Source organism: Streptomyces sp. NPDC006294, assembly GCF_042870895.1.
Lineage (GTDB): Bacteria > Actinomycetota > Actinomycetes > Streptomycetales > Streptomycetaceae > Streptomyces.
In genome coordinates, this window is sequence record NZ_JBIAHV010000006.1 from 379,526 (window position 1) to 390,473 (window position 10,948).

Genomic DNA, 10,948 nt, shown 5'->3' on the forward strand with positions numbered 1-10,948 from the left:
GCGCCTCCCCGGGGCCCCGTCCCCCGGCGGGGCGGGGCCCCCGGGGGGGGGGGCCGCCCCCCGGGGGGGGGGCGCGGGGGGGGGGGGGGGGGGGGGGGGGGGGGGGGGGCCCGCGGGGGCGCCCCCCCCCCCCCCCGCGCCCGCGTACGGCCGTTCGGATGAACGGTGTGGTCAGCGCTGGTACAGGCCGACGATGGTGCCGCCGGCGAGCTGCTGCCTGTCCACCGCCCGGTGGACGTCGTCGGCGGTCGCTCCGTCGGGGAGGTCCGCCGGCGCAGGCAGGGCGTACAGGCGGAAGAAGTACCGGTGCGCCTCGTCGCCGACGGGCGGCTGGGGGCCGCCCCAGCGCGCGTCGCCGTAGCCGTTGGTCCGCTCCGTGCCGCCCGCCGGCACCTGTCCGGCGTCCACCGTGCCGTCGGCCGGGTCGATGCCGGTGACGAGCCAGTGGACGAAGGTGCCGCTGGGCGCGTCTGGATCCTCGCACAACAGGAGCAGTTCGGCGGTGCCGTCGGGCACCCCGGACCAGGTCAGCGGCGGAGAGACGTCTTCGCCGTCACGTGCGTAGCGCTGCGGGATCAGCGCATGGTCGCTGAACGCCGCACTGTTGAGTTCGATTCCAGCCATGCCCCAGCCGTACCGCACGCCCGCGCGGCCCGCACGCCGGGTGTCGTGCCGTCGCGTGTTCGGCACCTGGCCGCCCGGGTACCCGGGCGGCGAACCGCCTGCGTACCCGAGGAATGAGAGAGATGACCGTACCCGAGGAGAACCGGCCCAAGACCGGCACGACCGACGACGTGATCACCCGTCCGGAGAAGATGGAGGAAGAGAACAGGAACAGGGAAGAGGCCGAGCGGGAAGCCCCCGACGCTTCGGGCCGCACCATGCGCGAAGCGATGGAGGAGGCGGGGGTCAAGCCGGAGGACTACGAGTCGTAGCCGGCCCCCGGCACGCATCCCGATCGATCCGAAGGAGATGGCCATGGCTCACACAGATGTCCCGGCCGTGCTGTCGGCGATCAAGGACGTCGACTTTCCGGCCGCGAAGGAGGACCTCCTCGATGCGGCGCGCAGGTCCTCCGCCTCGGAGGAGGTGCTGAAGGCGCTGCGGGGCATTCCGCCGGAGGAGTACGGCAACCAGGACGATGTGGCCCGCTCCGTGAGGGTGGACGCCGATTCCGACCTGGGGCTCACCGCTGCCCAACGCGCGGAGCAGGCACGCCAGGGCGGCAAGCCGGGCATGTCTCAGCATCTTCGCGACGCACCGAAGACCCCGCTCCAGGAGGAGCTGGGGGACTGACTCCCCGGCGGACCGATGCACGCCCCCGGCCCCGGCCGCCGACGCCCGGGGCCGGGGACCGCTGTGCCGGATCAGCCGACGTACCGGCGGGCAGTCGAGCGCCGTTGCACTCTCTCGAGGAGCATCAGGCGCTGTTCTACCGCGGGCGGCACGACGCGCCTTTCACGGATCACCCAGGGAAGGCCCGCGAGCGCCGCGCCGAAGGCGCGCAGCGACGCGCGGTCGCGGGGGACCGTCCGGGCGAGGAACAGTGTGCGGCGGAGCGCGGACGGCACCGGGCGGCGCAGCCAGCAGAACCAGAGTGTGTTGCGCAGACCGTCGATCCGCCGCGTCGTGGCGTCACGCGCCTTCGAGGGCGCGTGGTGCACGGTCATGCTCTCCTCGTAGCAGAGCCACCAGCCGAGCGCCGTGAGGTCCGTGGCCAGCAGTTCTTCCTCGCCGCCCAGCCACAGCCGCTCGCTGAATCCGCCCGCCGCCTCGAACGCGTCGGTCCGCAGCACGGTGGCGCCCGCCAGGAAGGAACCCAACGCGGGTCCGGGGAGCCACGTGGGGCCTGTGAGCGGCGAGTCGCGCAGTTCGGCCACGATGGGATCCTCCGTGCCGCCCGGCTCCACGACGATACGGGCGGTCACCGCGGCCAGGCGCTCATGGCGGTCCAGCAGCTCCTGCCCCCGCGCGATGGACCCCGGCTCCCACCAGCAGTCGTCGTCGCAGAAGGCGACGTACGGCGTGCGCACGTGCCGCACGGCGAGGTTGCGGCCCACGGCGCCGAGATTGCGGCCGGGCGTGAGGAGCAGTACGTCCGGGTACAGCCGGCGGACCGCTTCGGCGGTGCCGTCGGTCGAGGCGTTGTCGGTCACGATCACCGGCGGCCGCTCCGGCAGCCGCGCCAGTTCGCCGAGGGTGCGCAGCAGCTCGTCGCGGCGGTTGTGGGTGATCACGACCACGGTGGTGCGTACACCGGTCACGGCCGGGCCCCCTGCAGATCGAGTTGCCGTGCCGCGCTCTCCACGCCGGCCGGGAGCGGATCGCGGGCCCTGAGCGCGGCGGGCAGTCTGCGCAGCAGGTGGCCCAGTTCCCTGCGTGCGTCGGGATCGTGGCGCGCCGCGCCGACCAGTGCGGCGGTGTGCCGCACGGCCACCGGCACCGGGCGGCGCAGCCACGCGGTCAGCGCGGCGTTACGGAGCATCACGGCCGGCCGGCCCGCGCGCACCCCGCGGGTCGGGCAGTGCACGGCGACCAGTTCGGGAACGTGGCAGACGCCCCACCCACGGGCGGACAGGTCGTACGCGAGCAGTGTCTCCTCGCCGCCGAAGAACAGCACGGGGTGGTAGCCGCCGGCGTCGAGGAATGCCTCGCGCCGGGCCACGGCTCCGCACGCCAGGAAGCCGAGCACCGGCCGGCCGGGCAGGTCCGGCGCCTGGGCGAGGGGGGAGCCGGCCAGCGCGGCGTTGAGGGGATCGGTGCCGCCCTCCGTACCGACCCGGATCCGGGCGGCGAGCAGCCCCAGCCGCGGATACGCGTCGAGCAGGTCCTCCGCGGCGGTGATCGAGCCCGGCTCCCACCACGAGTCGTCGTCGCTGAACGCCACGTAAGGCGTCGTGGCACGGCGCACGCCGAGATTGCGTCCGAGCGCGCCGAGGTTGCGGCCCGGGGTGAGGAGCACGTGGTCCGGGTGGTGGCGGCGGACCGCCTCGGCGGTGCCGTCGCGCGACCCGTTGTCGACGACGATCACCACGGGGCGTTCCGGCAGCGCGACCAGGTGATCGAGGGTCCGCAGGAGTTGGTCCCGCCGGTCACGGGTGATGACGACGACGCTGGTGCGGGGCTGGACGCTCATACGGCAGGACCTCCACGAACGGTCGCACTTTCCCCGGCCGTCGCCGCCCTTTCTCTCCGTCGGCCATGGCCGGGCCTCCCGCTACCTTGCTGCAGGTGCCCAGCCGCCGTCCTGCGACACGTCGGTGTTTCATCCGGTACACGCCGGCGGTCCATGGCGGCCATCGGTGTGTACGTGGCGGCACGTGGTGCGGTTCCGGGCCCGGCGCGGGTAGCCGTCTTCCCATGGACGTGAACCCGATCGAATTGCAGAAGGCCCTCGGCGGCGTCGGCTACCCCGCCGACAAGAAGCAGATCCTGGACCAGGCGAAGCAGCACGGCGCCGATCAGAAGATCATGAAAGCGCTCGATGCCCTGCCGGAGAAGAGTTACGACTCGCCGGCCGAGGTGAACAAGGAAGTGAGCAAGGAGTGACCGCGGGAGCGACCACGCGGGGACAGCGGCCACCGGCCGAAGGCCGGTGACACGGCCGTCCGGCCGGCTCGGCCGGCCCGGCGTCGCGGGAAGGACAGTGTGGTGATCGACGAGGCTCTGGTGCGGGAACTGCTGGACTCCACCGAGGACGACGCCGCCCTGGTCGTGCTGGCAGGCAAGGGGCGGGTGGCCGGCCCGGCCGAGCTGGACAGCGACGCCTTCCGCGGCGCGGCCGTGCTGGTGTCGCGGGCGGAGCTCGTCGACCGGCTGGGCACCTCGTCACCCGCGCAGGACGACGTCACCCGGCTGGCGGCATCGTTGCGTGACGCCGTCGGCAAACTCGGAGCCTGAGGGCCGCGGCGGCCTGCTCGGCAGGGCCAGGGGCCCGGGCAGGTCCGTCAGGCCGCCGCCGCGGTGGTGGCCGCGCTGATGGCGATGTCGATGCGGGGGTGGATGACCAGGCGGGGGCTGCCGATGTCGGCGTCCGCCTCGAGCAGGCGGCGGGCCGGGGCGCGGTGGGTCGCGACGGACATCAGCGTGCCGAGACGGCCGCACAGGCGGTGCGCGCGCAGGACCGCGGCCACCGAAGCGCTGGTGGCGGCCGGGTCGGCAAGGATGATCACGACCGGGGCCGGTCTGTAGGCCCCCACCAGGCTGCAGATACGGGTGGCGAGCTCGGTCCGGCGGGCGGCGCCGGGGTCTTGGTGGACGGTGACGACGAGAACACCGCACTCCAGCACGTGGGACAGCATCACGGCCTCCGATCGAGCTCGCCGTTGGGCTCCGCTGGAGGAGACGTGCCCGGGGGAGGGCCCGAGATGCGTCCCTGCCGCACCGAGTGGCGCACGCGTCCCGGTAGTCGTGCGACAGGACGGCAGGGACCGGAGCTGTGCGTATGGGGAGGGAGCTCTGGGGTAGGCGGGTCGGCAGACGGCGTTCGAGAGTTCCGGGACGGAAGGAGACGGCTGATGTTGATGGCTCACCCCGCGGTTCTGCGGAACCTTGTCGAGCAGTACGACACGTTGCGCATCCTGCACGCCGAGAACGGCAGCGCGGAGGTGCGGCAGCGGATGGACGACATCGCGTACACACTGTGCGTGTCCACCGGCACACGCGACGTCGACGCCGCCCTGATCGCGGCCCGCCACCGGTTGCCCGGGGCCCGGCCCGAGGACGACTCCCTGCTTCCCGCTTGACCCGCGCGGCGGGCAGAGCCATCAATGGACCATGACCAAGTCATCGCAGACGATGCCGGTCTTCGACAGCCTGGACACACTCGCCAGGCTGGTCACCGGCCGACGAGGTCTCTATGTGCGCTGGTCGCGCGGACCGGAGCAGGACCTGCGGGACGTGTCGAGCACCGATGACCTGACCGGTGTTCCGCTGCCGGGACTGTCGGCCAGCCCGCTCGACATGGAGGAGTGGTGGGGCGAGCGTCCCCCGCACGTCTGGGTCGCGCGGCGGCTGCACGACTACTGCCATCTGCCCCGCGTCAAGGGCTCCGGCACCCGGCCGTGGGTCCTGCACGGCACCGAGGCGGCCCGCGGTCCCGACAACGAACCCCTCGTGAAGGACGTCGAGCCTCTCGGCTGGATCGCGAGCCACGTCATCGCCGAGGCCACCGAGGTGGTCACGTCCCAGTCCGGCGACTGGGGCCCCATGGACCGCGACGGCGCCGCCTGAGGCCCGTGTGCCGGTCCGCAAGCCCCACGACACGAAGGAGCCCCGACCGGTCGGGGGAAACCAGCCGGGGCGGTAGGTGGTGGCGGCGGAGGGTGGTCGCCTCTCGGCGAGTGGCTCCATGGGGCTTCAGCCGAACAATCTTCCCCATGGGCTATCGGTGAGGCCCGGGGACACTGTCCCCTCCGCAGCCACGTATAGGTGAACGGTCAACCTCTTTCGGGTGTTCCGCCCATTCCGTGCCAGGCGGTGTGATCCGGGACACGCCTGGCCGGGGCTGTGGGGGGAGGGCCGCGGGGGGACGAAGGGGGTGTCCGGCGCGCGGCGTCGGTCCAGCGTCTGCGTCAGCTCGCCGCGGGTCGAGGTGTGTACCACTCGTCCGTGCGCTCCGTTGACGATCGGCAGGTACGGCGTGTCCGCACTCCACGTCGCCGACGATCGGCACACCCAGCGGTCCCCGTGCGTCGCGCACGGCCTCGTGCCGGGTGAGCGATTCGGCGTCGGATGCCGAGGTCCGCCCGACGAGGACCGCGTTCGCCGTGTCGAAGAAGCCGGCCAGCCGCTGAGCGGTCATGCCGACGCGGTCACCAGGACGCAGGGGGCGCGGGTATCGGACTGCCATGAGCCGGATTCTGGCCCGGCACGCCGGTACCGCCACAACGAGTTCCGGCACGCCTCGGACGTACGCACGCCTCCGGAACGGGGTGTGGCGCGGCGGGAGTTCACAACACACCGCGGTCGGCCGGCGAGCCGAGGCCGTGCCGCGTCGGCCCGGAGTCGCGGCCCGCCGGACGGGTCATTGGAGTTCGCTGAAGCGTTCCGTCTGGCGGGTGCGGCCGGCGACGATGATGGTGTCGTCGGCGCGGACGACGGTGTCGGCGGTGGCGTACGTGAAGCCCTCGCCGGGGCGTTTGATGGCGACGACGGTCACGCCGTAGCGGCTGCGGACGGTGCTGTCGGCGAGGCGTTTGCCGATGACTTCCGTGGGCGGGTCGGTCTTGACCATGGCGAAGTCGTCCTCGAACTCGATGTAGTCGAGCATGCGGCCGCGGACCAGGTGGGCGACGCGCTGGCCCATGTCGTGCTCGGGGTACACGACGTGGTGGACCCCGATCTGGGTGAGGATGCGGCCGTGGGCCTCGCTGATGGCCTTGGCCCAGACGTCCTCGATACCGAAGGACACCAGCAGGGAGGCGGTCAGGATGCTGGCCTCCAGGTCGGTGCCGATGGCGACGACGGCACGGTTGAACTCGTGGACGGCCAGCTGACGCAGTGCGTCCTCCTTGGTGGAGTCCGCGCGCACCACGTGGGTGAGGGAGCCCGAGAGCTGCTGGACGAGTTCGGCGTCCTCGTCGATGCCGAGGACTTCGGTGTGCTCGTCGACGAGTTCGAGGGCCAGCGCTCGTCCGAAGCGGCCCAGGCCGATGACCACGACGGAATCGCTCTGGGCGATGCGGCGTGCTCTGGGACTGCGGTTCCTAGCCAATGACGGGTCGCTCCTCGGGAAGGTCGTACAAGCGGACGCGCTGGCGCAGGGCCAGAGCGGAGGCCACGGTGATGGGCCCGAGCCGGCCGATGAACATCAGCGCGGTCAGCAGGATCTGTTCGGTGGCGGGCAGGTCGGCCGTGATGCCGGTGGACAGTCCGACGGTGGCGAACGCGGAGACGACCTCGAACAGGGACCGGTCGAGATTGAAGTCGGTGAACACCATGAAGACCACCGTGGAGCCCACGACGGCGGCCACGGCGAGCAGGACGACCGTCAGCGCCTGGCGCTGGGTGTCGCCGTGCAGGCGCCGGTGGAAGATGTTGACCGCGCTCTCGCCGCGCACCTCCGCGTATATGACGAAGAAGAGCACGGCGAACGTGGTGACCTTGATGCCGCCGGCCGTGCCCGCGCTGGCCCCGCCGACGAACATCAGGACGTCCATGCCCAGCCAGCTCGCCGGGTTCATCTGACCGGTGTCGACGCTGTTGAAGCCCGCCGTACGGGGCATGACGCCCTGGAAGAAGCCCGCCAGCAGCTTGCCCTGCGTGTCCAGCGGGCCCAGGGTCGCCGGGTTGGTCCATTCGAGCGCGGTGATGAACACACTGCCGCCGACGAGGAAGACGCAACTGGCCCACACCACGATCTTGGTGTGCAGCGACCAGGCCCGCGGCCTGCGCCAGCGTCGTCGCAGCTCGAACAGGACCGGGAAGCCCAGACCGCCGGCGATGACGGCGGCCGCGATCGGCAGGCAGATCCACGGGTCGGTGACGAAACCCATCAGGCTGTCCGAGTACAGGGCGAAGCCGGCGTTGTTGAACGCCGAGACCGCGTGGAAGACGCCCAGCCGCAACGCCCGCGGCCACGAGGTGTCGTAGCCGAGGCCGAAACGCAGTGCCAGCGCCAGCGCCGTGACCGCTTCCAGCAGCAGACTGACCTTGACCACACCGGCGACGACCGACCGGACCTCGCCCAGCCCCAGCGTCTTGGTCTCGGCCGCCGCTGTCAGCCGCGCGCGCAGCCCCATCCGGCGGGAGACGAGCACCACGAGCAGGGAGGCGAACGTCATGATGCCCAGCCCGCCGAGCTGGATGAGGCACAGGATGACGACCTGCCCGAACCCGCTCCAGTACGTGGGAGTGTCGACCACGACCAGCCCCGTCACGCAGACCGCCGACACCGAGGTGAACAGCGCCTCGAGCAGGTTCGCGGCGCCGGGGCCGCTCCTGGCCGCGGGAAGCATCAACAGGCCGGTGCCCACCAGGATCGCCGTGGCGAATCCGGCCACGACGACCTGAGCCGGATGCCGGGGGCGGGGCAACCGCGGGTTCACCACCGCGACTCCACGATGCCGCCCGGGTACATTTCGATCACTCGCACGGGACGACCATAGCCACCGAATCAGGGTCCTGACGCCTTCCATACGCGAGCGCCGCACTCCTATACGCAGCCCTGACGCGCGGTCCCGCCCACGGCGCCGGCCGGGCCCTACCGTTACCGCGTGACCGATTCGCGCCGGCCGCCCGCGGCAGCGATGACCTCGGCAGACCGGTGCCCGGGCGTCCGGGGGAAGTGGCGACGATGGCTGACAACGACCGCGGCGTCCGGCGTACTGTGCTGGCGCTCACGCTCATCGCGACGGCGGTGCTCGCCTGCGGCTTCCTCGCCGAGTCGGTGTGGCTCCTCGGGATCGGCGTATGGATGGTGATCGTCGCGTTTCTGATCGAGATGATCTACCGCCCCGGACGCCCCTCGGGTGACGGGTGAGGGAGGCGCTGCGCCTCCTCAGGCGGGGCCGGGGCGGCCGGTGCCGGTCGCCGCGGGCAGGCCGGCGCGGGCCAGGGCCTCGCGCAGCTCGGCCACGGCCGGCGCACCGTCGGTCGTGCCGTCGGCGTGGCGGTAGAGCCGGCAGGACACGCTGGGCCGGGCGCCCGGCGCGGCGAACGGGTCGGCGCCGTCGACCAGTACCGTCGGTGAGCCGGTCATCCGCCACTCGGCGGCTCCCGCCTCGTCGGACACCTCGACCCACTCCACCGGCACGTCCCGGCCGTTCAGGGCGCCGGCGATGCGGTGGCGTGCCACTTGGGCGTTCGGGCAGTCGGGGACGGTCAGTACCGTGATCCGTGGCTGCGTCGTCTGCTGGTCCTGGTCCATTTCGCACCTTCCGGTTCTTCGTCGGCCGTCCGCGGCTACTTGGGTGGGAGGCCCGCGGCGAACGCGTGGCCCTGGTCGATCCAGGCGTCGAGAGCCTCGTCCTCGGCCAGGGCGGACGCGGCGACGACGACCCAGCCGCGCATGGGACGGCCGGTGAAGTCGAAGGCACGTGCCCCCGGCCGGGCGAGGGCGGCGTCGGTGGCGTCGGGTCCCACCCGCACCATCAGGGCCTCACCGATGACCCCCACCGCCATGTTCCCCTCGTGCAGGAACGCCAGACCCCCGAACATGCGCTTCTCGGCGATCGCCGCATCACCGCCCAGCCGGGCACGGATCCGTTCGGCCAGTCCTTCGTCGTACGTCATGACAGACCTCGCCTCGTGACGGAGGTGTGTGCACTGCGGGAGTCCGTGCACCTGCTCCCCATTGTGAGCACCGCTCCATCCAGGCATCGGGCTCGCCCGCAGGCAAGCGGACCCGCACCCCGCACCGCCCCGCACGCGGCACGGGTCAAGCCTGCCGGTCTACCGGCGCGTAGGTAAGGGCGGTCACATACCTGGCCCTGTCACGCGGCCTAGCGTCGGCGGCGAGAGCGGGAAACACCCCCGCGACGGGAAGGGACGACCACCATGACCACTGCAGCACATGTATCCCCCAAGGCCGCGGCCGTTCCGCTCCATGCCGGCTGGGGCGCCGCGGCAGGACTGGTCGGCGGCATCGGTATGGGCATCTGGATGTCGGTGTCCCGGCCCCTGATGGACACCGCGATGATCACGATGGTCGCCGGTCTCCTCGGCTCCACCAACGCCTTCGCGGGGTGGCTGATCCACCTGGCCATCGCGCTGTTCGCCGGCATCACCTTCGGCGTACTGCTCGGGCAGTTCGCGCAGCGTCTGGCTCCCGCCGTCGTCCTCGGCCTCGTCTACGGCGCCGTGTGGTGGATCGTCGGCGCTCTGTGGATCATGCCGGCCAACATGGGCATGCCCGTCTTCGAGTGGAACGACGTCACGGCGTCCAGCCTCGGCGCCCACCTCGTCTTCGGTCTGCTGGCCGGAGCCGCTTTCTCGTCCATTGCCCGGATGGCGGGCACGCGGACCGGCCGGGCCGCGGGATGACGCCGGTACCGTCGGCGTCGACACCCGGTCCCGGCTCACCGTTCCGGGGTGCTGATCCTGTGCTCGGCACCCCGGACGACTACTGTCTGCCCGGCAGCGCGGGCGCGCTGGCCGGCCCGGCATGGGGTGCCGCGCCTCCGCCCTGGGCACCGGGACGACGCGAGGAGCCACACGGTATGGACCACTCCGGTGACGACGACGAGAAGACGTGGTGCGTCTCCGAGGTCGACATCTTCCGTGACCTGAGCGAGACGGAGATGGACGCCATCTCGGCCGCCGCCCCGATGAAGACCTACGGCGCGGGCGAGCTGCTGTACTCACCGGCCCAGGCCTCCGAAGTCCTGTTCATCCTCAAGAAGGGCCGCGTCCGCATCTTCCGGGTCTCCGCCGACGGCCGCGCGCTGACCTGCGCGATCATCAGCCCGGGCACCATCTTCGGCGAGATGGTGCTGCTGGGGCAGCGGATGTACGACAACTTCGCCGAAGCCCTCGACGACGTCACCGTCTGCGTCATGAGCCGCGCCGACGTGCGCCGCTTCCTGCTGGCCGATGCCCGGATCTCCGCCCGTATCACCGAGATCCTCGGCCGCCGGCTGACCGACCTCGAACGGCGCCTGTCCGACAGCGTCTTCAAGTCCGTGCCGCAGCGCATCGCCACCACCTTGCTGACGCTGGCCGCCGACACCCGGCCCCGCGTACTGGGAGCCCGGAGCCAGCAGATCGCCCTCACCCATCAGCAGATCGCCGCCCTGGCCGGCACGTCGCGGGAGACCACCACCAAGGTCCTGCGCGACTTCACCGACCGGCAGTTGATCCGGCTCGCCCGGGGGCGCATCACCGTCCTCGACCCCGAGCGGCTCGCGGACCACGCTTCCTAATGTTGTTGTCAAGCGGTCGCCGTCACCGGCGGTGTCACTTCGTAGCGTCGTCGGTCACGGATCAGAGCCCATATGACGTTGACGCG

General features: G+C 71.9%; 17 protein-coding genes and 1 pseudogene. 9 read left to right on the forward strand and 9 right to left on the reverse strand.

Annotated features, from left to right (window positions below; genetic code table 11):
* Nucleotides 1-171 precede the first annotated feature (171 nt).
* Nucleotides 172-624, reverse strand: a complete 453-nt coding sequence (locus ACFYOP_RS13465) for a YbhB/YbcL family Raf kinase inhibitor-like protein (protein WP_356899639.1) — start codon at nt 622-624, stop codon at nt 172-174.
* A gap of 122 nt (nt 625-746) precedes the next feature.
* Between ACFYOP_RS13465 and ACFYOP_RS13470 the strand changes: the two genes are divergently transcribed.
* The gene (locus ACFYOP_RS13470; protein WP_356899640.1) at nt 747-935 is read left to right on the forward strand and encodes a hypothetical protein; all 189 of its coding nucleotides are present in this window, start codon (nt 747-749) and stop codon (nt 933-935) included.
* A 43-nt stretch (nt 936-978) separates the two neighbouring features.
* Nucleotides 979-1,296, forward strand: a complete 318-nt coding sequence (locus ACFYOP_RS13475; protein ID WP_356899641.1) for a DUF2795 domain-containing protein — start codon at nt 979-981, stop codon at nt 1,294-1,296.
* Nucleotides 1,297-1,367: 71 nt separating this feature from the next.
* Here ACFYOP_RS13475 and ACFYOP_RS13480 read toward each other — a convergent pair whose 3' ends face one another.
* Complete coding sequence (locus ACFYOP_RS13480) at nt 1,368-2,264, reverse strand: glycosyltransferase (protein ID WP_356899642.1); 897 nt, start codon at nt 2,262-2,264, stop codon at nt 1,368-1,370.
* Nucleotides 2,261-3,136, reverse strand: coding sequence for a glycosyltransferase (locus ACFYOP_RS13485; protein ID WP_356899643.1), 876 nt, complete (start codon nt 3,134-3,136; stop codon nt 2,261-2,263). Before ACFYOP_RS13485 ends, ACFYOP_RS13480 begins: the two co-directional genes overlap by 4 nt.
* Nucleotides 3,137-3,360: 224 nt before the next feature.
* Here ACFYOP_RS13485 and ACFYOP_RS13490 point away from each other — a divergent pair, with 224 nt between their 5' ends.
* Together ACFYOP_RS13490 and ACFYOP_RS13495 are read left to right on the forward strand one after the other, a co-directional pair.
* Nucleotides 3,361-3,549, forward strand: a complete 189-nt coding sequence (locus ACFYOP_RS13490) for a DUF2795 domain-containing protein (protein ID WP_356899644.1) — start codon at nt 3,361-3,363, stop codon at nt 3,547-3,549.
* Between the two features lie 102 nt (nt 3,550-3,651).
* On the forward strand, nt 3,652-3,900 hold the full coding sequence (locus tag ACFYOP_RS13495) for a hypothetical protein (protein WP_356899645.1): 249 nt from the start codon (nt 3,652-3,654) through the stop codon (nt 3,898-3,900).
* A gap of 47 nt (nt 3,901-3,947) precedes the next feature.
* Here the strand turns inward: ACFYOP_RS13495 and ACFYOP_RS13500 are convergent, their stop codons facing one another.
* Nucleotides 3,948-4,301, reverse strand: a complete 354-nt coding sequence (locus ACFYOP_RS13500; protein WP_356899646.1) for a hypothetical protein — start codon at nt 4,299-4,301, stop codon at nt 3,948-3,950.
* A gap of 216 nt (nt 4,302-4,517) precedes the next feature.
* Between ACFYOP_RS13500 and ACFYOP_RS13505 the strand changes: the two genes are divergently transcribed.
* Both ACFYOP_RS13505 and ACFYOP_RS13510 read left to right on the forward strand, forming a co-directional pair.
* Complete coding sequence (locus ACFYOP_RS13505) at nt 4,518-4,745, forward strand: DUF5133 domain-containing protein (RefSeq protein ID WP_356899647.1); 228 nt, start codon at nt 4,518-4,520, stop codon at nt 4,743-4,745.
* Nucleotides 4,746-4,776: 31 nt separating this feature from the next.
* The gene (locus ACFYOP_RS13510; protein WP_388451482.1) at nt 4,777-5,232 is read left to right on the forward strand and encodes a DUF6098 family protein; all 456 of its coding nucleotides are present in this window, start codon (nt 4,777-4,779) and stop codon (nt 5,230-5,232) included.
* Nucleotides 5,233-5,559: 327 nt separating this feature from the next.
* Here ACFYOP_RS13510 and ACFYOP_RS13515 read toward each other — a convergent pair.
* The 3 genes and pseudogenes from ACFYOP_RS13515 to ACFYOP_RS13525 all read right to left on the reverse strand — a co-directional run.
* Nucleotides 5,560-5,791, reverse strand: a pseudogene (locus tag ACFYOP_RS13515) (LD-carboxypeptidase); the annotation flags it as partial.
* 234 nt (nt 5,792-6,025) lie between these two features.
* Complete coding sequence (locus tag ACFYOP_RS13520) at nt 6,026-6,715, reverse strand: TrkA family potassium uptake protein (protein WP_356899648.1); 690 nt, start codon at nt 6,713-6,715, stop codon at nt 6,026-6,028.
* Nucleotides 6,708-8,048, reverse strand: coding sequence for a potassium transporter TrkG (locus ACFYOP_RS13525; protein ID WP_356899649.1), 1,341 nt, complete (start codon nt 8,046-8,048; stop codon nt 6,708-6,710). The genes ACFYOP_RS13520 and ACFYOP_RS13525 overlap by 8 nt, the downstream gene beginning before the upstream one ends.
* A 248-nt stretch (nt 8,049-8,296) precedes the next feature.
* Here ACFYOP_RS13525 and ACFYOP_RS13530 point away from each other — a divergent pair, with 248 nt between their 5' ends.
* On the forward strand, nt 8,297-8,482 hold the full coding sequence (locus ACFYOP_RS13530) for a hypothetical protein (protein ID WP_356899650.1): 186 nt from the start codon (nt 8,297-8,299) through the stop codon (nt 8,480-8,482).
* Between the two features lie 18 nt (nt 8,483-8,500).
* Here the strand turns inward: ACFYOP_RS13530 and ACFYOP_RS13535 are convergent, their stop codons facing one another.
* Nucleotides 8,501-8,869 carry a hypothetical protein gene (locus tag ACFYOP_RS13535; protein WP_356899651.1) on the reverse strand — a complete coding sequence of 123 codons (369 nt, stop codon included), beginning with the start codon at nt 8,867-8,869 and terminating at the stop codon, nt 8,501-8,503.
* Nucleotides 8,870-8,904: 35 nt separating this feature from the next.
* Entirely contained in the window at nt 8,905-9,234 is a 330-nt protein-coding gene (locus tag ACFYOP_RS13540) for a TfoX/Sxy family protein (protein WP_356899652.1), read from the reverse strand.
* Nucleotides 9,235-9,498: 264 nt separating this feature from the next.
* Here ACFYOP_RS13540 and ACFYOP_RS13545 point away from each other — a divergent pair, with 264 nt between their 5' ends.
* Nucleotides 9,499-9,984, forward strand: coding sequence for a hypothetical protein (locus ACFYOP_RS13545; protein WP_356899653.1), 486 nt, complete (start codon nt 9,499-9,501; stop codon nt 9,982-9,984).
* 176 nt (nt 9,985-10,160) lie between these two features.
* Nucleotides 10,161-10,862, forward strand: a complete 702-nt coding sequence (locus ACFYOP_RS13550; protein ID WP_356899654.1) for a Crp/Fnr family transcriptional regulator — start codon at nt 10,161-10,163, stop codon at nt 10,860-10,862.
* Nucleotides 10,863-10,948: the final 86 nt, after the last annotated feature.